Consider the following 22682-nt stretch of genomic DNA (forward strand, 5'->3'; position numbering starts at 1 on the left):
AAGAGCCCTAATCGCCGAATCACGATGCGTACGAATCGCACTACACACTTGCCAGGGTGGATCCGGCACCCCGCCAGACCCACCCCAGAAATCCCGTGACCGGTCGAGCACTAGGCCGCAGGTAGCCGAGCATCGCTGCGGACTCTCATTCCGCTGCGAATAGCTGGAGCGACAGAAACCGCACCGATTTCATCATGCGACCTCGACTGTGGAGCGTCAGGGAAGTCGCAAGCCCTTCTATGCATACTCAAGTATGCTTTCCGTATGTCTTCAACCACTCGCATCACCGTCACGCTCCCCAGCGACCAGGTGGCAGAGCTCCGCAAGCTCACGGACAACGTCTCCGGCTACGTGGCGGAAGCCGTAGCCCGCCAGATCCGGCACCAGCTCCTGGGCGACGACCTCCGCCGTCACGAGGAGGAGCACGGACCCTTCAGCGACGAGGAACTCGCCGAGGCTCGCGCGAAGATCTTCGGCTCCGCCGGCACCTCCACGGGCGCGGGCGCCGCGTGAGTGAGCGCATCGAGACCGTCGTCCTGGACTCGGAAGGGCTCTCCGCCTGGATCGCGCAGGACCGCAAGCTCCTCGCAATGCTGCAGGTCTTCCACGACATGGGAGCCGACCTGGTGATCGGGGCCAACACCATCGTGGAAGTCAGCCACTCACGCACCAACATGCCTCGCCTGAACTGGGCCCTGTCCCGCGTCAAGGTGGAGCCCGTCACCGAGCAGGCGGCGAAAGCAGCAGCGGAACTCCTCAAGGGCGCCGGGCTGCACGGACACAAGTACGCCATCGACGCCACGGTCGCCGAGGTCGCCCTGCGCCAGCCCAAACCCGCCGCCCTCCTGACCTCCGACAGCGACGACATGACCCGACTCTGCGGAAACCAGGTCCGCATCATCCCTCTCTGATCTGACGCGCAGGCCCACCCCGAGCACACCCCCTGGCAGGGTCCGCTACACCGCTACTCTCGTGCCCCATCCGTGCCCAGCAGAGCGGACAACAGCGGTCAGGTACAGCCTCCAGAGACCATGGCGACCCCAGCTTCCCCGCAGGAAAGCACAGGTCAGAGCCCTTCCGGAGACTCAAGAACCGCTGATTCCCAAGCTCAGAGCGCGAGTTCGATTCTCGTCACCCGCTCTTCCACGAGCCCCCAGGTCAGTGACCTGGGGGCTCGTCTTTGTCTAGACCTCCCTAAGCGCCTTGCACCGCCTCCGCACCACCTGCCCCCTCCTCGCGCGCCTTGTCGCGGGCCGCCCGCACCATCCGGTCCAGCCCGCCCGCCACCACCTTCTGCCGCTCATGGTCGGAGTGCTGATAGATCAGAGCGGCCTTCTCCGTCGACTGGCCGGCGCGCACCATCGTGTCCTTCAGCGTGGCGCCCGAGCGGGTCGAGAGGGTGTGCCCGGTGTGCCGGAGGTCGTAGAAACGGAAGTTCTCCGGCAGGACGGCCACGCTCTTACCAGACTCCGCGTCCTCTTGCTCGTGGCCGGCTCCGTCCGTGCATCGGCTGCGACTGACAGCAAGGAGCCCGATCAGCGGGTAGTCGACACGGCTCGGGAAGAGGGGCCGCCGCGGCACCCGGCGAACATTCAGTCTTCGTCGCCCTCGTCCACCACACCAGTTGCGGGATATCCGTCTTCAGTGACGACCGCCTTACCAGTGGCCGTCTCGATCGCCTCGACCAGTGCCTGCTGCCGAGCTTGGAAAAAGCCCGCAAAATCATCCTTGGCAAGCAGCGCGGGATCAACCAGATGGGTACGAATGTGGTTGGCCACGGTGTCCGCGTCCACCTCGGCGTTCTTCGCGAGCCTGGGAAGATAGACAGAGGGCGCTGTCCCGCCGATGATGCGGTTGGTGCGTCCGGTCAGCGGGGTCTTGTTGACGATTGAGTTATAAGTGCCCCGGGCGATGTTCTCCCGCTCGCACCACGCCTGCGGGAAGATGTGGTGGATGTCAACGGCCTCCGCGAAGTACTCGGTGATCTCGGTCTTCTCACCAGTCCGCCAGTCAACGGCGCCTTCCTTCATCAGAAGTGCGTAGATCCCCTTGTAGGCGGCGCTGTTGCGAGTGCGCAATGTCAGCAGGCGGCTCTCACTGAACCGGGCGTCGCGGATGGTGCGAGGTTCGGCCCCGGTGCCGCGCACCCAGCCCACGGTTTCGGGGAGGTCGTGGCTGAACCTGGTCTCCGTCGACCCGCCGTACAACTCGCCGAACACACCGCACCAGTACCAACGGGCCAGCTTCTGCTGCGCACCGGCCGGTTCGGCCTGTGCACCAAGCGTGCTGAGGATCGCGGCGAGAGGGATCAGCTGGGTGCCGTAGGGGAGGAACTTGGTGTCGAACAGGTACTGCTGGCGGAGGAACTTGGCGGCGTCCTTGAAGCCTTGTACGACCAGTGGTGCATAGCGGCGGTACTCGTCCAGACCCAGTTCCAGCATGTCTTTGCGCTTGCAGCCGATTCGCGGCAGACGCTCTTCGTCAATCCCGACGGTAGCGGCATCGGCGCGCCGGGCAGCCGTTGCCATCAGGGTGACGGCCTGCAGGAAGTCGGTGTTGGCAACCTCTTTGAGGACGCGGTACTCCGGCGCCTTCCACGCGGCCCGGACCACATTGTTCCAGTGGTCGCGCAGGTCGAACTCTTCGGCGGCATATGTGGCGGTGAGCAGCTCGAAGACTGTGAGGGTGACGCCGCCGGTGTTGACCTTTTCGAAGACCTGGCAGACAGCCTGCCTCTCGGTCTGCTTCCCTAGTTCGATCACCGGCACCTGGTAGAGCTCGAAGGGGCGGACGAATGTCTCCTCGAAGTCCCGCCACCACTTGCGGCCGTCCTGCCCCTGATCCTTCCAGTAGTCCTCGTAACCGTAGCTCCAATCGCGGTTGGAAAAGAGCTGGGAGAGCGGGAAGAGCCGGGCCGCGTATTCCTTCTCCGGGGTCGAGTAGTCCTCGATGAGATCGCCACGGAAGCTGCGGACCACCCGGTCCGCCGGCAGAAGGCGGATGGCGTCTTCACGGTCCGCCTGAGGGTCGAGAGCCTTGACCATGTCGACGTAGAACCAGCCGGTGATCCGCTGCTTACGCTGGTTCTGTGTCTCGACCGGCTTGCCGAGCATCAGCGACTGGAAGAGCGAGGTCATCCGCTGCTGGCCGTCGAGAATCAGAGTGTCCGGTTCGGTGTCCGGGGGCGGGGTGGCGCCCTCAACCGGGCGACACTTGAAACGGACGTCACCACCGGTTTGCAGCAACATGAGGGTGCCGACCGGGTATCCACGAGAGATCGAGGCGAGCAGGCCGATGATGTTGTGGTCCGGCCACACCCAGCCGCGCTGGAACTCCGGTAGCTGTGCTTCGCCCTCGGCCACCCGCCGCAGCAGTTTTACCAGCTGAATCTTGTCGATCCCGAATGCTTGCTCAGTCACGACCCGCCCCCTCCTCGACACTGAACGCTGCCGAGAGGTTACCGGTGGTCGAGTGAGCACGAGGTCAGTGCTGTGATGCAAGCCGACAGGAGGTGGCCCCTGCCCCTCGCCAAGGGCCGTCACGCTGCGTCGGCTCGGGGTCAATACACGTCTCTCCATGCCCAGGTGGCCGGAGTCGTGACTTCGACGTGGCTACTGGGCCTTTTCGCTTACCCATCAGGAAACCGACGCCTGCCCCGCGGGCAGCCGGAGCACCGCACGGCGACATCCCGCATACTCCAGTATGCTGGACTTATGTCCTCAACGACTCGCATCACCGTCACGCTCCCCAGCGACCAGGTGGCGGAGCTCCGCAAGCTCACGGACAACGTCTCCGGCTACGTGGCGGAAGCCGTAGCCCGCCAGATCCGGCACCAACTCCTGGGCGACGATCTTCGCCGCCATGAGGAGGAGCACGGACTCTTCAGCGACGAGGAGCTCACCGAGGCCCGCGCGAAGATCTTCGGCTCCGTCGCCCCCTCCAAGGGCGCGGACGCCGCGTGAGCGAGCGCATCGAGACCGTCGTCCTGGACTCGGAAGGGCTCTCCGCCTGGATCGCGCAGGACCGCAAGCTCCTCGCAATGCTGCAGGTCTTCCACGACATGGGAGCCGACCTGGTGATCGGAGCGAACACCATCGTGGAAGTCAGCCACTCACGCACCAACATGCCTCGCCTGAACTGGGCCCTGTCCCGTGTCAAGGTGGAGCCGGTCACCGAACAAGCCGCGAAAGCGGCAGCGGAGCTCCTCAAGGGCGCCGGACTGCACGGACACAAGTACGCCATCGACGCCACGGTCGCCGAGGTCGCCCTGCGCCAGCCGAAGCCCGTCGCCCTGCTGACCTCCGACAGCGACGACATGGCCAAGCTCTGCGGCAACCAGGCCCGCATCATCCCTCTCTGACCCTCCAGCCCACCCGGAGCATGGGCCTCGGCAGGTTCTGTTGCACTGCCGCCACCTGTGCCCCATCCGTGCCCAGCGGAGCGGACAACAGCGGTCATGTACGGCGCCCGGAGACCACTCCCAACCTCGCACGTCTCGGTCAAACATTCAGGTCAGGGCGACTGCACCAGTCCAAGCGCCGGTGATTCCCAAGCTCAGAGCGCGAGTTCGATTCTCGTCACCCGCTCCATGATGAAGGCCCAGGTCAGCGACCTGGGCCTTGTTTGTTGTCCAGATCTCGTGCCCTCGGCGAGGCGTGCGAAGGCCTCGCCCACCTGTCCCAGGGGTACGCGGCCTCCACACATCCGCGGATGGGGCCCGCCGCTGCCATCTCCATGACGGTGTGGGCGTCGGCGAGGGTGGCCCGCCCGCGCCGATGACCACGGCGGTCTCCTCCGGGGCGGCTTCGGCGAAGGAGATCGTGTCCGCGATCGGCACGAGGGAGCGGGCGCCGGCCGGGTAGTACTCGGACTGCCCGCCGTCGGAATCGAAGCCGACGTTCGCCGCCGGCAGAGGTTCTCCGATTCGTCCGCGCACCGGGCGCAGTGCCCGCATCCTTCGCAGTAGTAGGCGAGGACCCGGTCTCCAAGCGGGGAAGGCGTCCCGCCCATGACCAGCACCCGTTGGCAGAAGACCGCCCCCGTCGCCGACAGCTTCGACGCCTACGACGGCATGGCACGTCCTTCCCCTTGCCCGGCGTGGGCCCCGACGCGCGCCGGGCGCCTCGGGGCCTACGGGGTTCCCTACTTCGTGACCTCGACAGTGACCTGGTCGGTCGCGCCGGAGTGCTGCTCATCGCCCGCGTAGCGGACGACGTACGTCACCTGACCGGCGACCCTCGGCCGGTCGGTGAACTGGAAGGTGCCGTCCGCCGCGACGGCGAAGCTACCGATGGACACACCGTCCGGCGTGCGGGGGTCGGTGCGCGTCACCTCCACGGTGGTGCCGCTCCCGAACTGCTCGCCGGCGCTCAGCGTGCCCGTGACGACCAGGGGCCTGCCCCTGACTGCTGTCGACGGCGCCAGGAGAGTGAGGGCGCTCTCCGCCTTGCCCGCGTCTATCAGCACATGCAGGGTCGGATGGGCGCCCAGGTAGTCGCCGGTGACCGCGAAGAGTCGGTTGTCGTCCGGCGCCCAGGCGAGTCCGGCGGCAAGCTGGAGCCCTCGGGAGTAGGTCCGCAGTGGGGCCTCGGCGCCGGCGCGGAAGACGTACAACTGCGAGCCGTCGCCGCCTGCCGCGACTGTGCCGTCGGGGGCGATGGCCACCGCGTTGGGGTAGGCGTCGGTGGGGTAGGTGCCGTTCGCCGACAGGTCGGAGGTCCTGACGACTTGGTGGCGGTAGGGGGTTCCGCTTGCCGTCACGATGTTCTGGCCGTCAGGAGTGACGGCGAAGTCGTTCAGGTCCGACATGGCCGGGGCATCGAAAAATGTGCGCTTGACCCGCTGCTGCAGACCCGTACTCGCGTCGTACACCGCGAGAGTAGCCGGGCTGAGGCCACGGTCTCCCGCCACCAGCACGTTGGGGTCGGCCGGCGACGATGCGAGCGTCGGGGCGTAGTACCAGCCCGAGGACTGGTTGAGTGTGATCACCGGGTCGGACCCGGAGAGCTCCACCGAGCCGATTCCCGCCCGGCCGGTGGCCCCGTGGCTGAACCAGATCTTGCCGCCGGCCAGCGCCAGGCTCTCGGGCGATGTGCCCGCGCCCGTCTGGTAGCGGTTTTTCTCCGTCAGCGTGCCGGTGTCGATCGCCGATATCGCGTCAGCGGACGGAAGGGCGACGTAGACCGTGCTGGAGTCCGCCGAGACCGCGAGTCCCGCGGCTCCGTTCTCCGAGGTGATCTGCTTCACGACCTGTCCCGCGTAGTCGGTCACGACGACGCTGCTTCCGGACGGATCACTGATGAACACGTGGTCGTTCACGTCGTCGACCACGATGTCCCGGTACGAAGTGCTGGGCAGCGCGGTGGCGCTGTCCGCCGAAGCCGGAGCGGTCGTGCCGCCGATCAGCAGAGCGGTGCCGATCACGGCCGTCAGCGCCCTGCACGCAGCGGTTCTTCGTGTACGCACGTCTGTTGCCTCTCTGGTCAGATGTGCTGACGGGTGATCACCTGTCAGTGCCCTGAACCTAGGCGGTGCCACTGACAACGGCCGGTCAGACATCCCCCCTGCGGCCACTGCTGAACCACTCGCCCCCGGTTGACGCGGTGCGTTCCGGCGAAACCCAGGCTCCGAAGCCGCGCGTCGGCCGTGGGGAGTCTCGCTTCACGCCACTACGTGCCGGTCAGAGCGGTAAACAGCTGTCAACGGGGGCCAGTCGGGCTACCCGAAAGCGCGGCTACTGGGGTCGTTACTCCTGTTCAGACGCTTGTGGCCTGCGCGGAGCCTGGGTGATTCCCAAGCTCGGAGCGCGAGTTCGATTCTCGTCACCCGCTCTTTGATGAAGGCCCCGGTCGGAGACCGGTGCCTTCGCTTTGCCTCCGTGTCCGCCGACGGAGCCCTCTCTGCCGTGAGTACCGGAGCGGCGACAAGCCACCCTTCTTCCGCAGCGCTCGACCTATGGCTGATGAATCCGCCGGAGGGCCAGCGCGAGCCCTTGTGCGCATACTCCAGCATGCTTGCCGTATGTCCTCGACCACTCGTATCACCGTCACACTGCCCAGCGACCAGGTGGCGGAGCTCCGCAAACTCACGGACAACGTCTCCGGCTACGTGGCGGAAGCCGTGGCCCGCCAGATCCGGCACCAGCTTCTGGGCGACGACCTTCGCCGCCACGAGGAAGAGCACGGACGCTTCAGCGCCGAGGAGCTCGCCGAAGCCCACTCGAAGTTCTTCGGTGCCGCCGGCTCCTCCAAGGACGCGGACGCCGCGTGAGCGAGCACATCGAGACCGTTGTCCTCGACTCGGAAGGACTCTCCGCCTGGATCGCGCAGGACCGCAAGTTCCTCGCGATGTTGCAGGTGTTCCACGACAGTGGGGGCAGACCTTGCAATCGGGGCGAACACCCTGGTGGAAGTCAGCCACTCACGTACCAACACTCCGCGCTTGAACTGGGCCCTGTCCCGCATCAAGGTGGATCCGGTCACCGAGCAGGCGGCGAAAGCGGCAGCGGAGCTCCTCAAGGCGCCGGACCGCACGGGCACACGTACGCCATCGACGCCACAGTCGCCGAGGTCGCACTGCGACAGCCGAAACCGGTCGCCCTGCTCACGTCCGACAGCGACGACGTGACCCAGCTCTGCGGCAGCCAGGTCCGCATCATTCCTCTCTGACCCACCAGCTCACTTCGAACACCCGCGGCGCGCGGCGGCCACCGGAAGGAAACCTCTGGCCCCGGGCGCTCACCGAAAGCCCGGTCGACGCCGGGGCGGCGAAAGGCTTGGCGAGCGGGGCCGACTGAAGCGGGTAACGTCTTTGTCATGTTCTTCCGGACGCCGATTTACGAGTGAGAGCGTGATGGGCCCCGGCTGTCACCTTCTACGTCGCCACGCCCGTCCCCACCGATGAGTCCGTGGATCACTTCACATCATTCCGGGAGAACCTATGACCGTGAGCAAGAACATCAACAACCCCGTGGGCATGGGTGGCGGCCAGCGCAAGAGGCTGTCCCGCACCGAACGGCAGAACAACGGTCCGCACCGCAATCTCGACCGCAAGGGTGCCGCCGACCAGAAGGCAGAGCTGGTACGCAAGATGCGCGAGAAGGCAGGCGCACCCGAGGGCGCCGAGCAGACGGGCGACAACACCGCACAGAGCTGACGCACCGCCGCCGCAGGACCGGCCGCCCGCGTCTCGGCCGCCCCCAGGGTGGGCGTGCCACTACGTGCCAGTCAAGACGGTGAACGGCGGTCAGCAGAGACCCGGACGGAGCCACTGGGGCACACCCCAGGGGCGCGTTTTCCCAGCCCAGAGGCGGGCAAGCCCACGCAATACCGAGTGATTCCCAAGCTCAGAGCGCGAGGCGGTATTTATCCTCTGGCTCTTACCGGCGGCTACGCGGTACAGCCACACGGACTGGTCGACCGGCTCAGCTTGAGGAATGCGAGGTCGACATCCTCAAGGAAGCGCTCTGGAAGCCTCCCGTGCACACCGAGCACGGCTTGGTGCTGTCCCTCGAAGATGTCGTCGGAACCACGGTCCGCGCACCGGCGGACCGTGGGCTCGCCCGGGACCTGATCGACGTACAGGCCGCGGCAGACCGTTGGAGCCACGTCGAACTCGCAGAACTCGGACGACGCCACGCGCGCGACTCCTTCGACCTCAGCGAGCTCCAGGCGCAGCTGGGCGAAGCCGACTGGATCGACGACACGGAGTTCGCGGCGTTGCCGACGGCCTCTCCAGGCGAACACCAGGGGTTCGCCCGGAGAGGCCGGTCGCCGGTCGCCGGCGGGGGTGCACCTGACGCGGATCATCGGGAGCCTGCCACGGCGCCGGCGCCGGGTGTGGCAGGTTTGGTTGTTACGTCGTGCCCGGTGTCCTGGGGATCACCTGGGCTCCGTTCACGGCGGCGTCGGCGATCGGACGTGCTCCGGTGCCTCCGATACCGAACAGGCCGTAGGTGGGGTGCAGGCCGGATCCCGCGATGGTGGCGTCAGCGGTGTCAGGACCGTTGCCGTCGGCCGTGAGCGGACGGTCGTCGCGGTCCGTGAGCTGGAAGCCGACCGTGTAGGTCCGGGTGGCCGAGCCGTTGGCCGAGGTCACCTTGATCGTGCGGGTGGTGAACCGGGGCCCGGTCGAGGAGAGGACCGGACTGCCGTCGGTGACCTTGACCTGCGCGCCGGGGTGCGCCGGTACGGCGGAGAGGGCCGGGATCTTCCTGTTCCTTGGCCAGTCGACGACGTACGTGGACACGGTGGGAGCGAAGCCGTCGATCGCGGTGCCTCCGACGGTGATCGCCTTGGCGTCGGCAGCACTGGCCTTGGTGGCGTCCGCGTAGTTCGTCACCTTGACCGACCCGTCGGCGTTGACGACGACCTGCGCCGACATCGCGGCCGCCAGGTTGATCCGCTCCCAGCTCTCCTCGCCGTCCGCGGTGGCGTCCAGCGGGGAGCCGGAGTCCGTCGCGGTCTGTTCGAGGATCTGGGTGCGCTGCGCGGTGGTGAGGTCCGGGAAGGCCGTGATCAGCAGGGCCGCCGCGTCGGACGGCGTCCTGAGGGCCTGCCCGGACTTCCCGGCCCGGGAGAATCCGTAGTCCAGGCGCCGCGTGTACAGGTCGACCTGCCGCGCCGTGCTCAGGCCCGCGTAGGAGTCGCCCTCGCATGCCGTGAGCGTGTCGCCGTAGCCCTCCTTCTCGCACTGCGCGAGCAGTACGTTCTCCATCTCGGTGTGGGCCTGCATCAGCAGCTTCGCGAAGTCGGGGTCCGCCCACCGGTGCGCGACGGTGGCCTGTCCGGTGATGCGGCCGCCCATGACGTCGAGCGGGTAGTGGAACCCGAGGACGATGCGGTTGTTCCCGTACTCCGAGGTGCGCGCGAGGATCGACGGTGCCAGCTCCGGCAGGAGCGTGGCGAGGATGGTCCCCGCTTCGTAGCCGCCGTAGGTATGGCCGCTCGGGTACGAGCCGCTGGTGGTGAGGCTGCCGTACGAGCCGTCCCGCGACTCGTAGATGTCGCCGCCGTCGCCGACGAACCCGAGCCGCACGTACGGGCGCAGGTAGCCGTAGTGGTTCTTCACCGCCTCGACCTTGTCGAGGTTCTTCGTGACGCGGGAGAACAGTGCGCTGGTCTTCGGCAGCCGGCCGCCCTTCAGGGCGTCGCGGTAGATCGGGCCGAGCCGGGAGCCGAGGCCGTCGGCCATCGTGACGGTGCTGCTGTTGGCCGCGTCGACCTCGGCCCGGTCCACCTCCTGCTGCGTCGCCGCATTGTTGACGCGCGCGGCGATCCGGTCGTTCTCAGCGGTGAGCGCGGCGCCGTTCGGCACCTTGGCGTTGGCTCCGAGGATGTCGGGGTCGAGGATGTCGGGGTCGAGGATGTCGATGCCGTCCAGCAGGTCGCGGAAGTAATCGGTTCCGTCGCCCGTGCCCGGCCACTTGTCCGACGCGTAGGTGGCGTTGAGCGTGTCGTCCGGGAACGGGGACGGCTCGTACGCCGGGTCGGCGGCGTCCGTCGCGGTGGTCGCCGGGGCGGTCGCGGCGGAGTCGTCCGAGGTTCCGGCCAGGGTGACCGCGGTGACGGTGGCCGTGTGTGTCTTGGCCTTGCCTGTGGTCGTGGTCGTGGCCTTGCCCGTGGTCGTGAGCAGCGTTGTGGCCGTCGTGGCGGGGACGTGCGCGGTGGTTCCGTCGTCGAGGGCCACGGTGTAGCCGATGATCGGGAATCCGCCGTCGCCGGCCGCCTGCCAGGTCACGCGGACCTGCTTGCCGTCGGTGATCACACCCGTCACGGCCGGCTTCTGCGGCTTGCCGCCGCCGGTGACCACGGGTGCCGTGGCCGCGCTCGGGCGGGAGGTGCCGACGGCGTTCACCGCCTGGACGCGTGCCGTGTAGGACCGGCCGGCCCGCAGCCAGGTGAACGTCGCGCTCCGGCTCTCCGGATCGTTGATCCTGATCCGGTGACCGTCGCTGAGGGTGATGCTGTAGCCGGTGACCGGTGAGCCGCCGGTGTCGGCGGGTGCGGACCAGGCGACGGTCACGCTCGTGCCGGACGAGGTCGCCGACACCGCGTCGGGCGCGGCCGGCACCGTCCTGGGCTTCGTGGTGAGCGCGGACAGGGCACGGCGGAGGACGTCGTACCGGGCGGTGAGCGTCGCGTCCGTGGCCGCGCCGTCGGCGACCGCGGTCCTCGCCGCGGCGAGTGCCGCCGCGAACGCCTGCCACGACGCGTCCGTGTAGCGGTCGTCGTCGCGGGCCGACGCGGTGGCGACCAGGTCCTCCAGCTTCAGCCTCGGGAGCGGGACCAGCTGGTTGGCGGCCAGGGTGAGGCTGCGCGTCTGCGTGTCGACCTCCAGCTGGGTCGCGTCGGCGGCGGCGACGCGGGTGCGTGCGGCCGCGAGTTCACGCTCGTACACACCGAAGTCGATCGCACCGTAGCGCCCCGCCTCGGCGGAGAGCCCCTCGTACCGCTCGATCGCCTTCCGCAGCGCGGACTTGTCCGTGACGGCGGGCGTCTCGACGTGGTCGAAGGTGATCCGGCCCAGATTGGCGACGTACGGGTGCGAGGAGTCCGGGTTCGTCGTCAGCCGCAGGTGGACGGTGTGCGTGCCGGTGATGGCCCGGGGCAGTGTCAGACTCGTCGTCCCTCCTGACGACCACGCGCTTCCCGTGACCGGCAGCGGTACGGTCGCGTACGGCGTGCCGGGGTCGGCCGCGTCGAAGGAGTCCAGGTAGAGCTGGACGGCGGAACCGGTGCCGCAGCGGGCGGAGTTGTTGGCGTAGGTGATCGTGACGGTGCTCTTCGGGGAGCTGCCGAAGTCGATGTCCCCGTAGTTGATCCAGGCTCCGTCGTAGGTACCGCCGAGGTCGGTGGTGGAACCCGATCCTGTCCAGCCGACGGGCTCGCTCTTGAGGCCGCCGCCGCTGTGCGAACGGAACGCGGTGGCGTCGAAGCCCACGGGGGCGTCGGCGGCCCGCGTCAGGGCCAGCGAGTAGATGTTGCCCACGTAGGGCTGGGAGGCGGTGTGTGTGCTGGAGACGAACACCGCGTACACGTCCTGGACGCCGGTGAAGACGCTCGGGTCGAGGTGCACGCTCGTCGTGGCGACGGTTCCCCAGTCCGATCCGCTGTAGTCGAGGGGGATGTCGACGCTCTTCGGGCCGTCCTTCGAGCCGAGGCGCAGTTCGATGTGCGAGTCCGACGCCGTGCGGGACCGGGGCTTGTCGTAGCGGACGGTGACGGTGTCGGCGCCGTCGCGGAGGCCGGTGTCCTTCCACCGCGCCCACGCGCTGTCGGTCACGTTCTCGAAGATGCCGTTGGCGAGTTTGAGCGGGAGCGAGCCGTTGCCGGTCGTGGTGCTGTTCGCCGCGGTCAGTGTGGCGAGTGTGGTCGTGGGGGACGCCGAGGCCTCGTACGGCGAGAACTGGTACCAGTCGAAGTTCGACACCCACCGCTGGCCCGACGGGGCGTGGAACACGAACGTCGCGCTCTTCGCGCTCAGCAGGGCGTCGGGGTCGGTGACGGCCGCCCGCACCGTGCTGTAGTTCTGCCAGCCGCCGGTTCCGGGGAGCGGGACGGTGGCGACGACGGGGCCGTCGGCGGCGCCGGCGTGGATGTCGACGCTGCTCGGCTTCGCGTCCGCCGGCTGCGAGTTCGCGTAGCGGACCGAGACGCTCCGCGGGGCGACCCCGCCGAAGTCCAGCTGGGTGAACCGCTCCCACGATCCCTCGGTGACGCCACCGAGGTTGCCGTCGGAGTTGTTCCGCTCGCTGATGAGGCTGGGGCCCTCCTTCTGGTCGGGGTCCTCGGCCTGGAGGACGGCGTAGCCGCCCTCGTCGATGGTCAGCCCGTCGACGGCGGTCCGCAGCGCGTCCTGTGCGGCCATGATCGTGCCCGTCGCGGAGGTGGTGTCCGCGAGGACGGTCCGCGCGCGTTCGAGGGCCGACCGGAACAGGTTCCAGGAGCCGTCGGAGTAGTGGGCGCCGCGCACCAGGGACGCCTGGTCGACGAGTGCGCCGAGCGCCTTGCGGTGCACCGCGGCCGCCGAGATCAGAAGCGGGTCGGTCGGGGAGATCCCGGTGCCGCTCACCGTGGAGGCCCGCACGCCGTGGGCGAAGGCCGCGTCGCGGAAGGTGATCCCGAGGCGTGCGTCGACCTTCGCGGTGCCGGTGAGCGACAGCGTCGCCGTACGCGAGCCGCTGACGCGGAGGTCCGCCGTGACACCGGCCGGCAGGCCGGTCACGCGCGCGGCCCCGGACTTGGTGAGGCTGGTGCCGTTGCGGGCGGCGAAGGACGCCGGTCCGGAGAGGGTGAGCTTCACACTGCCGTGGACGGTGCCGTCCTCGGCGGTGGCGACGGTGCCCGGGCGGGCGGAGAGGACGGTGTGGCCCCGGTCCGGGCCCGTGCCACCGTCACCCGCCCCGCCGTCACCGGTGTCGCCCTCGTCGGTGTTCAGCGAGTACGCGGGCTCGGTGCGGGCGCCCCACCGGGAGGGCTGGGAACCCATGGTGAAGTCCAGGGTTCCGCCGGAGATGATCTGCGCGTAGTCGAGCCATGTGTTGTCGAACCGCTTGCCGTTGAGGGTCGCGTTCTGTACGTAGTAGGTGCTCGGCGACACGCCGTCGGCCTTCACCGTGAACCGGGAGCCGTTGGCGTAGGTGATCGTCGTGGAGTCGAAGAACGGGCTGCCGATCTGGAACTGGCTGGAGCCGGCGGTCACCGGGAACAGGCCCAGGGCGGCGGCGACGAACATGGTCGACATGGTGCCGGCGTCGTTGTCCATGGTCGGCAGGAAGCCGTTCGGGGAGAGCTTGTAGACCTGGGTCCTGACCGGCGGGGTGAACTCACCGCCGGAGCTGGGGGCCTCGTTCGTCGAACCCGTCGCGATGTAGCGGTTCCAGGTCGTGCCGGTGTAGATCGCACGCACCCACTTCTGCGTCAGGCTCGGCTCGCCGACGTAGTTGAAGAGGTACGGGGCCTGCAGGTCGATCTCGTTCGCGTTGGAGTGCAGCATGGTCGAGCCGTCGTCGATACCGGAGTCCTCGCCGAACATGTGCTTGACCGCGGCCCTGCCGGCCTTCTCGCCGCCCATGGCCTCGATGAGACCGCCCATGTCGTACGCGTCGTACCAGTGGTACTGCCACAGCGTGCCCTGGTAGAGGCCGGCCGCCTCGAACTTCTCGTAATCCGCGCTCTGCCAGTCGCCGTTCGCGGCGCGCGGGGTGAGCAGACCGACCTCGGTGCCGTCGGCCGCGGTCCAGGCGCCGGACTTCACGAGGTTGTCGATCGCCATCGTCGACTGCGTACGCAGCTTCTTCGCGTCGTCCTTCTTGCCGAGCGCGTCGGCGACGACGGAGAGCGCCCACTGGTCGTAGCCACGCTGCACGGTCGTACCGGGATCACCGGTCACGTACCCCTGCCGCAACTGCGCGCCGGTGTAGTACCCGGAGTACGACAACAGCGCCGGGTACGCCTCGTCGAGCCGGTCGAAGTTCTTGAAACCCTTCGACAGGGCGTCGGCGACCAGCACGGCCGAGCGCTCCCAGCGCACGGTCGGGACCGAGTGGGTGAGGCTGCCGAGGCTCTTGCCGGAGGCGCGCGTGTCGGCGAAGAGCACGATCAGCGACTGGATCATGTCCCGGTAGGTGGCCGGGTCGATGTACGCCTCGACGGAGTACTTGCGGAAGTCGTCCCAGGTGGACCAGCCGTCGTAGTACGTGAAGCCGTTCGCCTCGTGCACCGCTCCGTCGGCGCCGCGGTACGTACCGCTGGTGCTGGTGGCGTTCACCGGCAGCGCGTACATGCGGTACAGGTGCGTGTAGAACTGCTGGGTGAGCGTCGACCCGGGGTCGGACTTCGCCGAGGCGCGCACGTCGACGGCGCCGAGCGACGTGTTCCACGCCGCCTTCGTCCGGGCGCGCGCCTGGTCGAAGGTGAGGTCGCCCACCTCGTTGCGCTGGTCGGTCGCGGCCTGCTCGGCGCTGATCGGCGACAGTGTGACGCGCAGCTCGATGTCGTCGCCGGCGGCCTGGTCGAACCCGAGGACGGCGCCGGTGTCGGCCCCGTCCCGCGTGGTCGCGTCGCTCAGCTTGCCGTCGTTGCCCCAGCTCTTCAGGGAGGTCACGGGGACGTTCGTGGTGGCGGCGTAGTACAGCTTGTACGAGGCGCCGTTGAACGACCCGGCGATGAGACCGGTGATCGAGGCGGTCCCGTTCGGGAGCGTCGTCGCCTTCATGGTCGAGCGGGTGCGGCTGGTGAAGTTGTTCGCGAGGTCGAGGACGAGTTCGGGGTCCGATCCGGCGGGGAAGGCGTACCGCTGCAGCGCCGTGCGCGTCGTCGCGGTCATCTCGGCGTTGATGGTGCCGGAGTCCTGCTTCACCGACGACGCGGTACCGGAGACGGCTCCGAGGCCCACCTGGTAATAGCCGGGCGTCGCGGTCTCGTCGTCGTGGCTGAACGCGTGGGCGTACGTGCCGGTCGCGGGCCGGCTGTCGTACCGCACGGAGGTCGGGACGACGAGCAGGTCGCCACCGCCTCCGGAGCCGCCGACGCCGTCGAGGTTCGTCGACGTGAACCCGGCGATGTGGTCCTCGTTGTAGTCGTACCCGGTGTGGTTGCGGTTCGGCGTGGTCAGCGGGTTGACCTTGGCCAGACCGTGGGGCGCCTGCGCGCCCGGCATGTCGTTGCCGTGGTCACCCGCGGTCGACACGAACGGATCGACGAACTTCGTGTAGTCCGTCCCGCCGGACGTCCCGCCGGACCCGGTGGATGTGGTGGCGCCGGGCGCTGCGGTGGCTGCGGTGGCACCGGCCGGCGCGCCGAAGCCGAGCGCGCCGGCGAGCAGCACGGCCACCGTCGCGTACAGGGGCCGATGACGTCGGCGGGCGTTCCGCGGAAGAACCGCGCGGGGCAAGGGAGTTCGGAATCTGATGGGCACGTGACCTCTCCATCGTCGCGATACGTCCACACGGTCCGCCCCAGAGTAAGACAACGTTGTCAACTCGAACACCGGAGCGTGCGGAGCGAAACAGCGGTGGACGCACGGGACACCACCCGTCGCGTTCACGAACGTGCGCCATCAGACAGGGAAAAGGCGTACAACGGGCAAACAGAACCCGCACGGGAGGTACGCGCGGGACGCGGCGAAGAGAGTCACCGCCTTCGCGCGGCGCGGGCCCGGTGACGGGCGGGCACGCACCGATGGCAGGGCCGGCTTCCGGACCCGCGTCCCGCCCTCCCCCTGGCGAGGCCGCGGCCGGCCGCGGTCGGCCGCACCGTCGCCACGATCGCCACCACGGCCGAATCCCGTGTCGGCCGACATACGTCGGCGGCGGACGACTGCGTCGTTGGCGGGCGGCGAGCCTACGCTGGTGTTTCTCGGGTCGAAACACCGCCGCCCGGAAGGCCGCGCGGCCGTGCCGGGAACAGCCGGTTCGGCCGGCGCGGTTGCAACCGAGGGAACCGGTGCCGTACGGGCGGGGGACACGGAGACCGTACGGTCGCCCTCCCCGCCAGGATCCGGACCCCGGGGACGCGGCATGCCCGCCGCGCCCTCGGACCAGGACGTATTGACGCAGGAGGACTTTTTCATGACCGATCGGCCCCTGACACTCATGGCCGTACACGCCCACCCCGACGACGAGGCCACCAGCACCGGCGGGGTCCTCGCGCGGTACGCGGCGGAAGGCATCCGCACGGTTCTCGTGACATGTACCGACGGCGGTTGCGGCGACGGAGCGGGGGGTGTCAAGCCGGGCGATCCCGGCCACGATCCGGCCGCCGTCGCCCTGATGCGCCGTCAGGAACTCGAGGCGAGCTGCGATGTCCTGAAGGTCAGCGATCTGGAGATGCTGGACTATGCCGACTCCGGGATGGTGGGCTGGCCGAGCAACGACGCTCCCGAAGCCTTCTGGCGGACCCCTGTGGAGGAAAGCGCCGCCCGGCTCGCGGAACTCATGCGGCACTACCGGCCCGATGTGGTCGTCACCTATGACGAGAACGGTTTCTACGGCCACCCCGACCACATCCAGGCCCACCGCATCACGATGGCGGCGCTGGAGATGACCGAGCTGACACCGAAGGTGTACTGGACGACGATGCCCCGCTCGATGATGCAGCGGTTCGGGGAGACCATGCGCGAGTTCCAGGAGGACATGCCGGAGCCGGATCCTGCCGAGGCCGCCGCGATGGCCGAGATCGGCCTCCCCGACGATGAGATCACCACGTGGGTGGACACCACCGCGTTCAGCGGTCAGAAGTTCGATGCGCTGGCCGCGCACGCCAGTCAGGGCGAGAACATCTTCTTCCTCAAGATGGGCAAGGAGAAATTCGGCGAGCTGATGGGCCTGGAGACCTTCGTACGCGTCAAGGACACCACCGACGCGGCCGTACCCGAGAACGATCTCTTCGCCGGCCTGCGCTGATCCGCCCGTCCTCAACGGCACCGGCCGCCAGGTACATGGCGTCGACGTCAGCCGCCGGGAACCCGGGGATGTCCGCCGTCCGCTCGCGGCTCACCGGTGGGCGGGCCGGTAGGCGTCGTTGACATCCACCGGGCTGCCGCCGCCCGCGATGCCACCACCGGGGAGGTGGATCGTTCCGGCCACGGCGACGGCTGCTGTGCCGTGGCGCGGCACCGGCATCGGGGCGAGCCGCTGCCGGCGGTCGTGGACGGTGTCGTACGCCTCGGTCTCGGCGAAGACGGTGTTCGGGTTGGTGTCGTCGTGTCTGCCCTCGCCTCCGAACGTGTAGATCTTCGTGCCCACGCCCGCGGTGGCGATGCCGCCGCGGGCGGTCGGCATCGGCGCCCGCCCGGACCAGCGGCGGGAGCGCAGGTCGAAGGCGTAGACGGTGTCCCGCACGTTCACCTGCCCCCGGTCCCGACCGCCGAGCACGCCCGTTCCGTGCACGCCGATCGCGGCACTGCCCCGTTCGATGCCCGCGGGCATCGACGGCAGTCGCGTCCACCCAGCGGCCGCCATCCCTTGCCGTAAGACGGTCCGCTCGCCACGGGCGTCCCACGAGGGGGCGTCGTACGGCTCGGGCGCGCGTGCGCCTGCGCGATCGGGGCCGCGGCCAGCGTGACGCCTAAGAGCAGGGCTGTCCGTCGTCTCATGACTACGCCCTCTTGTTCCCATCGGTTGTATTCCGGTCCTCGACGAGGGCCGCCGGCGAGGTCGGCAGTCCGATCTCCGAGGTGGTGTTCCGCGCACGCCGTAGCGGAAGGAAGGCTTCACGTTCGGGCGGGTTCACTCGTTGACTATTTCTGTCCGCGGTCGGGGTAACCAGGGGACGCCATCCCCTGGTTGAGGGGGTGCCTGACTGCTGAGGGCGGCGAGGCCGGGAACTTCTTGCGCCAGGCCAGCGATACGTACACGAGCCCGATCAGTACGGGGACCTCGATGAGCGGGCCGACGACCCCGGAGAGTGCCTGGCCGCTGGTGACGCCGAAGGTGGCGATGGCGACCGCGATGGCCAGTTCGAAGTTGTTGCCCGCCGCCGTGAAGGCGAGGGTCGCGGTGCGGTCGTAGGGGAGGCCGAGGGCCTTGCCGAGCAGGAAGGATCCCGCCCACATGACGGCGAAGTAGACCAGCAGCGGGAGTGCGATGCGGGCGACGTCGAGCGGCTGCGAGGTGATCGTCTTCCCCTGGAGCGCGAAGAGGATGACGATGGTGAAGAGCAGGCCGTAGAGGGCCCAGGGGCCGATCTTCGGCAGGAAGCTGGACTCGTACTTTTCACGGCCCAGCTTCCGTTCGCCGATGCGGCGGGTGAGGAAGCCGGCCAGCAGGGGGATGCCGAGGAAGACGGCCACGTTGAGGGCGATCTTCCACATGGAGATGTCCAGGCGCTGGCCGTCGCCCAGGCCCAGCCAGTGGGGCAGCAGGTCGAGGTAGAGCCAGCCGAGCAGGCCGAACGCGATCACCTGGAAAACGGAGTTCAACGCCACGAGGACGGCGGCGGCTTCGCGGTCGCCGCAGGCGAGGTCGTTCCAGATGATGACCATGGCGATGCAGCGGGCGAGGCCGACGATGATCAGGCCGGTGCGGTACTCGGGCAGGTCGGGGAGGAAGATCCAGGCCAGCGCGAACATCACGGCCGGGCCGACGATCCAGTTGATGACCAGTGAGGACGCCAGCAGCGTGCGGTCGCCGGTGACCGAGTCGAGCTTGTCGTAGCGGACCTTGGCCAGGACCGGATACATCATGATCAGCAGGCCGACGGCGATGGGCAGGGAGATGCCGCCGATCTCCACCCTCGCGAGGGCGTCGTTCAGTCCCGGGATCAGCCGTCCGAGGCCGAGGCCGAGGGCCATGGCGATGAGGATCCATACGGCCAGGAAGCGGTCGAGCGTCGAGAGTTTCGCGGCGACCGAGTCGTCTCCCGGCTCTGCGGGGGCTGCGGTGGCCGGTTCGGTGCTGGTCACGGACAGGACCTCTTCGTGTCGGCCGCCCGGGTGGCGCGGGCGGCCGTGGCCAGGTCGGTGAAGGAGCCTGCCACGGTCTCGATGACGTCCGGCCGGAGTTTGTAGTAGGTGAAGCGTCCGCAGGGTTCTGTCTCCACCACCCCGGCCTCGCGGAGGACGCGCAGGTGGTTGGAGAGGTTGGTCTGCTTGGCGCCGGTCTCCTCGACCAGGTGCGTGGTGCAGAGGGTCTGGTGGGCGAGCAGGGTCACGATCCGGAGCCTGAGCGGGTCGGCGAGCACCCGGATCAGGTCAGTGTCGACTGACGTCATCATGGGCTGATATTTTCACATCAGCGATGACTGACGCCACCTGGCGCTGATGTCATTCGCGCCTCGATTCCGGCTGAGAACAAGAGAGAGCGTCCGATGTCCGACAAGCCTTCTGTGCTGTTCGTCTGTGTCCACAACGCCGGCCGTTCCCAGATGGCCGCCGCCTGGCTGACCCATCTGGCCGGTGACCGCGTCGAGGTCCGCTCGGCGGGGTCCGATCCGGGCGACGCGGTCAACCCGGCCGCGGTCGAGGCCATGGCGGAAGTCGGCGTCGACATCTCCGCCGAGGTCCCGAAGATCCTCACCGTGGACGCCGTCGAGGAGTCCGACGTCTGCGTGACGATGGGCTGCGGCGACACCTGCCCCGTCTTCCCCGGCAAGCGCTACCTCGACTGGGCACTGGACGATCCGGCCGGCCAGGGCGTCGAGGCCGTACGCCCTATCCGCGACGCGATCAGGAAGCGCGTCGAGGGACTGATCGCCGAGATCGCGCCGGAGACCACGGCATGAGCGGGATCCGGAAGCGGGAGTGGTGACCGTCGCGGGGAATGACGTGGTGTTCCGTCGCTGAACGAATTCTTCGGCGCTGCTGCCCGAGCGTGGCAGAGGTATCGGAATGCTCGGCTCATGCCTGTTTCATTTCGCCTTCTCCGAAACTCGTCTGCTGCTTCTTCGCGCTTTCGCGGTGACGATACGCAACCCTTCCGTCACAAGTTCCCGTAACGGTCCGCGCCTTCGGCGTGGCCGACGCGTTCCGCCGGACAGATCTGATGCGCGGTCGGTCGCAGTCGGGGGCGGCTGGGCTTCTCCGGCCGGACGCAGTTGCCGGTGGTCGAGTTGTCCGCGAACTCCCCCGGGATTGTCCGTGATCGGTAACGGAGGGATCCGATGGCCACCACGTCTCGTCCTGTCAGATGGTCGGAAGGCGACCGGGGATACGGCGAGTAACTGAGCAGAAGCGGGGCGGACATGGCGCGGCACAGCGGCGGGCGGGGCTGGTACGGCAAGCTGATCGGGGCGGTGCTCGGCGTCACGGTGGCGGCGGCCGGGGCCTCGGTGTGGACCGCGCAGGCCGGTTCCGTGGACGACGCGGCGCCGAAGCCGACCGCGTCGGCCTCGCCGAGCACTGACGTCAAGCCCGTCTCGAAGGAGATCGTGCACGCCTCGGACAAGGGGGCGCGCGGCGTCAACATCACCATCGACGACGGCCCGGACCCCGTGTGGACTCCCCCGATGCTGGACCTGCTGGAGAAGTACGAGGTGAAGGCCACGTTCTGCATGGTGGGGACGCAGGCGAAGGCCCACCCCGACCTGGTGAAGAAGGTGGTCGCGGCCGGGCACCGGCTCTGCGACCACTCGGTGTCGCACGACACCGCCATGGACAAGAAGTCGGAGGCCTACCAGTCGCAGCAGATCCTCGACACCGAACGCGTGATCACCGAGGCGTCCGGGGGCGTACGGCCGATGTACTACCGGGCGCCCGGCGGGGCCTTCACCCCTTACAGCCGGGAGCTCGCCGCCTCCCGGGGCATGCGACCGCTGGGCTGGAACGTGGACACCAAGGATTTCGAGCGGCCGGGCGCGGACGCCATTGTCGCCACGGTCCAGCGGGAGCTGCCGAACGGGCCGACACTCCTCTTCCACGACGCGGGCGGCGACCGCTCCCAGACCGTCGAGGCCCTGCGCCGGGTCCTCCCCTGGCTCAAGGAGCAGGGCTATTCCTTCGGCTTCCCGGTGCGCTGAGCCGGAGGATCTCCAACGGGCGGCCCGCGCCGTCCCCTTGCGCCGTCGCGAGGCCCTCCACGCACCGTCGCGAGTCCCTTCACGTAAAACGCTCGGCTGGGAGACCCCAGCCGAGCGTTCGTGCGTACTGCCGACATCAGTTGTGCGAGCAGGTGTGACCAGCAGGCCGCACGCCGTCAGATCGTCGGCGTGTCGTCCACGATCTCCTTGTGCGGCTCGACAATGAACTTCCAGCCGTCGCTGGGCTCCAGGAACCGCACCCGGGTCGGGTAGATGTCCAGAGCGCGGCGGTCGCGGTTCTGGCCGTTCGCGCTCTTCCGCCCGCGGACCGGCTCCTCGTACAGGTCGACCTTGACGTCCGGCACCTCGGCGACTTCCTCGCTCCAGCGCTGGACGATCCCCACGCCGAAGGCGTCCCGCGCCGCGGAGTAGAGCGCCTCCAGGGATTCCTTGTTCCCGTTGGGCACGAAGAGGGCGAGGTTCAGGAGGACGCCGGCACTCTGGAGAACCTCGATTTCCTCCCCCTGCTTGTCGGCGATCCAGATCCCGCTCTCCTCGGCATTGTCCGGGAGCACATGGATTTCCTCGCCGAAGGCCGTCCTCGCGACGAAGGACCCTCCCTCGAAGTTCTTACCCGGCCCCGTGAGGAAAGCCGGGGCGTAGCAGTCGAGAGGAAGGCCGTCCGTCCCTGCCGAGACGAAGATGCCGTCCTGGGGGCCCAACTCCGCAACCTCCACGGCCGTAAGACGCCGAGCCGTAACCTTCTCGGTATTCACGCCATTCCCCTTTTTTCGTGGCGTCCTGTGAATTCACCAAGACTCTACCACGAGAACGGCCAACCAGTTCCCGTTACGGGGGACTTGGCGCTCGCGCGAGTGAGCGCGAGTAAGACCGATCGGCCGGGTAATTTCATTCGGCGGACAATGGACGAATCCCCTAATCCCCTCACCGGCATCGAAAATCGATCCCCGGATGGAATTCGAGCGCCGATCTCGCGAGCGTCGGTCCACCGCGGCGCGCATCGGCGCGGGGGGGGCTCCTCGGTGACCACAGTGCGGCGGCGGCCAGCGCGCGGCGGCAGACGGGACGCCGCCGCCCACCGGAGCGAGCCGCGGGGGCCGGTGCCGTGTCGACGGAGGTTTTCGCGGCGCGCCGTCTCGACAAGCGGCGGCGTGCGTGCCAGGGAGATCGATCTTCATTCTTTCTCCATTGCGCTTCCATTGCGCT

Annotated in this window: 16 protein-coding genes and 3 pseudogenes; 11 read left to right on the top strand and 8 right to left on the bottom strand. The window is 68.5% G+C overall.

What is annotated here, in order from left to right; translation table 11 throughout:
• Positions 1-264: 264 nt before the first annotated feature.
• Together ACFTZC_RS21885 and ACFTZC_RS21890 are read left to right on the top strand one after the other, a co-directional pair.
• The gene (locus ACFTZC_RS21885) at positions 265-513 is read left to right on the top strand and encodes a hypothetical protein (protein WP_382892168.1); all 249 of its coding nucleotides are present in this window, start codon (positions 265-267) and stop codon (positions 511-513) included.
• Entirely contained in the window at positions 510-911 is a 402-nt protein-coding gene (locus ACFTZC_RS21890; protein ID WP_382892170.1) for a DNA-binding protein, read from the top strand. Before ACFTZC_RS21885 ends, ACFTZC_RS21890 begins: the two co-directional genes overlap by 4 nt.
• A gap of 283 nt (positions 912-1194) precedes the next feature.
• Here ACFTZC_RS21890 and ACFTZC_RS21895 read toward each other — a convergent pair.
• Both ACFTZC_RS21895 and ACFTZC_RS21900 read right to left on the bottom strand, forming a co-directional pair.
• Positions 1195-1455 (bottom strand): annotated as a pseudogene (locus ACFTZC_RS21895) (site-specific integrase); the annotation flags it as partial.
• A 137-nt stretch (positions 1456-1592) separates the two neighbouring features.
• The gene (locus tag ACFTZC_RS21900) at positions 1593-3419 is read right to left on the bottom strand and encodes a DUF262 domain-containing protein (RefSeq protein ID WP_382892172.1); all 1827 of its coding nucleotides are present in this window, start codon (positions 3417-3419) and stop codon (positions 1593-1595) included.
• 294 nt (positions 3420-3713) lie between these two features.
• Between ACFTZC_RS21900 and ACFTZC_RS21905 the strand changes: the two genes are divergently transcribed.
• Positions 3714-3962 (top strand): hypothetical protein, encoded by a 249-nt coding sequence (locus tag ACFTZC_RS21905; RefSeq protein ID WP_382892173.1) that lies wholly within the window; start codon positions 3714-3716, stop codon positions 3960-3962.
• Complete coding sequence (locus tag ACFTZC_RS21910; protein ID WP_382892175.1) at positions 3959-4360, top strand: DNA-binding protein; 402 nt, start codon at positions 3959-3961, stop codon at positions 4358-4360. The genes ACFTZC_RS21905 and ACFTZC_RS21910 overlap by 4 nt, the downstream gene beginning before the upstream one ends.
• A gap of 782 nt (positions 4361-5142) precedes the next feature.
• On the opposite strand, the gene ACFTZC_RS21915 is transcribed toward ACFTZC_RS21910, so the two are convergent.
• Complete coding sequence (locus ACFTZC_RS21915) at positions 5143-6423, bottom strand: YncE family protein (protein WP_382892177.1); 1281 nt, start codon at positions 6421-6423, stop codon at positions 5143-5145.
• A 597-nt stretch (positions 6424-7020) separates the two neighbouring features.
• Between ACFTZC_RS21915 and ACFTZC_RS21920 the strand changes: the two genes are divergently transcribed.
• The 4 genes and pseudogenes from ACFTZC_RS21920 to ACFTZC_RS21935 form a co-directional block, all read left to right on the top strand.
• Positions 7021-7269 carry a hypothetical protein gene (locus ACFTZC_RS21920; RefSeq protein ID WP_382892179.1) on the top strand — a complete coding sequence of 83 codons (249 nt, stop codon included), beginning with the start codon at positions 7021-7023 and terminating at the stop codon, positions 7267-7269.
• A pseudogene (locus ACFTZC_RS21925) lies at positions 7266-7667 on the top strand (DNA-binding protein). The gene ACFTZC_RS21920 and the pseudogene ACFTZC_RS21925 overlap by 4 nt, the downstream one beginning before the upstream one ends.
• A 271-nt stretch (positions 7668-7938) precedes the next feature.
• Entirely contained in the window at positions 7939-8154 is a 216-nt protein-coding gene (locus ACFTZC_RS21930; RefSeq protein WP_382892181.1) for a DUF6243 family protein, read from the top strand.
• A gap of 114 nt (positions 8155-8268) precedes the next feature.
• A pseudogene (locus ACFTZC_RS21935) lies at positions 8269-8717 on the top strand (hypothetical protein); the annotation flags it as partial.
• 136 nt (positions 8718-8853) lie between these two features.
• Here ACFTZC_RS21935 and ACFTZC_RS21940 read toward each other — a convergent pair.
• Entirely contained in the window at positions 8854-15918 is a 7065-nt protein-coding gene (locus tag ACFTZC_RS21940; RefSeq protein ID WP_382892183.1) for a glycoside hydrolase domain-containing protein, read from the bottom strand.
• A gap of 652 nt (positions 15919-16570) precedes the next feature.
• Between ACFTZC_RS21940 and ACFTZC_RS21945 the strand changes: the two genes are divergently transcribed.
• On the top strand, positions 16571-17404 hold the full coding sequence (locus tag ACFTZC_RS21945) for a PIG-L family deacetylase (protein WP_382892184.1): 834 nt from the start codon (positions 16571-16573) through the stop codon (positions 17402-17404).
• 90 nt (positions 17405-17494) lie between these two features.
• Here the strand turns inward: ACFTZC_RS21945 and ACFTZC_RS21950 are convergent, their stop codons facing one another.
• From ACFTZC_RS21950 to ACFTZC_RS21960, 3 genes are all read right to left on the bottom strand, one after another.
• A complete protein-coding gene (locus ACFTZC_RS21950; RefSeq protein WP_382892186.1) occupies positions 17495-17929 on the bottom strand; it encodes a hypothetical protein in 435 nt (144 codons plus the stop codon).
• 311 nt (positions 17930-18240) lie between these two features.
• Positions 18241-19404, bottom strand: a complete 1164-nt coding sequence (gene arsB / locus ACFTZC_RS21955; protein ID WP_382892188.1) for an ACR3 family arsenite efflux transporter — start codon at positions 19402-19404, stop codon at positions 18241-18243.
• Positions 19401-19715 (bottom strand): ArsR/SmtB family transcription factor, encoded by a 315-nt coding sequence (locus tag ACFTZC_RS21960; protein ID WP_382892190.1) that lies wholly within the window; start codon positions 19713-19715, stop codon positions 19401-19403. The genes arsB and ACFTZC_RS21960 overlap by 4 nt, the downstream gene beginning before the upstream one ends.
• Positions 19716-19808: 93 nt before the next feature.
• Here ACFTZC_RS21960 and ACFTZC_RS21965 point away from each other — a divergent pair, with 93 nt between their 5' ends.
• Both ACFTZC_RS21965 and ACFTZC_RS21970 read left to right on the top strand, forming a co-directional pair.
• Complete coding sequence (locus ACFTZC_RS21965) at positions 19809-20222, top strand: arsenate reductase ArsC (RefSeq protein ID WP_382892192.1); 414 nt, start codon at positions 19809-19811, stop codon at positions 20220-20222.
• Positions 20223-20681: 459 nt separating this feature from the next.
• Positions 20682-21455: a polysaccharide deacetylase family protein gene (locus ACFTZC_RS21970; RefSeq protein WP_382892194.1), complete on the top strand. Its 774-nt coding sequence runs from the start codon at positions 20682-20684 to the stop codon at positions 21453-21455.
• 176 nt (positions 21456-21631) lie between these two features.
• Here the strand turns inward: ACFTZC_RS21970 and ACFTZC_RS21975 are convergent, their stop codons facing one another.
• A complete protein-coding gene (locus tag ACFTZC_RS21975; RefSeq protein ID WP_382892196.1) occupies positions 21632-22231 on the bottom strand; it encodes a hypothetical protein in 600 nt (199 codons plus the stop codon).
• Positions 22232-22682 lie beyond the last annotated feature (451 nt).

The organism is Streptomyces sp. NPDC056987, from assembly GCF_042673865.1.
GTDB lineage: Bacteria > Actinomycetota > Actinomycetes > Streptomycetales > Streptomycetaceae > Streptomyces.

Excerpts from the sequence above, each read along its gene's own strand:
- ACFTZC_RS21885 (WP_382892168.1), top strand. The coding sequence starts at position 265 with ATGTCTTCAACCACTCGCATCACCGTCACGCTCCCCAGCGACCAGGTG.
- ACFTZC_RS21905 (WP_382892173.1), top strand. The coding sequence starts at position 3,714 with ATGTCCTCAACGACTCGCATCACCGTCACGCTCCCCAGCGACCAGGTG.
- ACFTZC_RS21920 (WP_382892179.1), top strand. The coding sequence starts at position 7,021 with ATGTCCTCGACCACTCGTATCACCGTCACACTGCCCAGCGACCAGGTG.
- ACFTZC_RS21930 (WP_382892181.1), top strand. The coding sequence starts at position 7,939 with ATGACCGTGAGCAAGAACATCAACAACCCCGTGGGCATGGGTGGCGGC.
- ACFTZC_RS21945 (WP_382892184.1), top strand. The coding sequence starts at position 16,571 with ATGACCGATCGGCCCCTGACACTCATGGCCGTACACGCCCACCCCGAC.
- ACFTZC_RS21950 (WP_382892186.1), bottom strand. The coding sequence starts at position 17,929 with ATGCCCGCGGGCATCGAACGGGGCAGTGCCGCGATCGGCGTGCACGGA.
- ACFTZC_RS21960 (WP_382892190.1), bottom strand. The coding sequence starts at position 19,715 with ATGATGACGTCAGTCGACACTGACCTGATCCGGGTGCTCGCCGACCCG.
- ACFTZC_RS21965 (WP_382892192.1), top strand. The coding sequence starts at position 19,809 with ATGTCCGACAAGCCTTCTGTGCTGTTCGTCTGTGTCCACAACGCCGGC.
- ACFTZC_RS21970 (WP_382892194.1), top strand. The coding sequence starts at position 20,682 with ATGGCGCGGCACAGCGGCGGGCGGGGCTGGTACGGCAAGCTGATCGGG.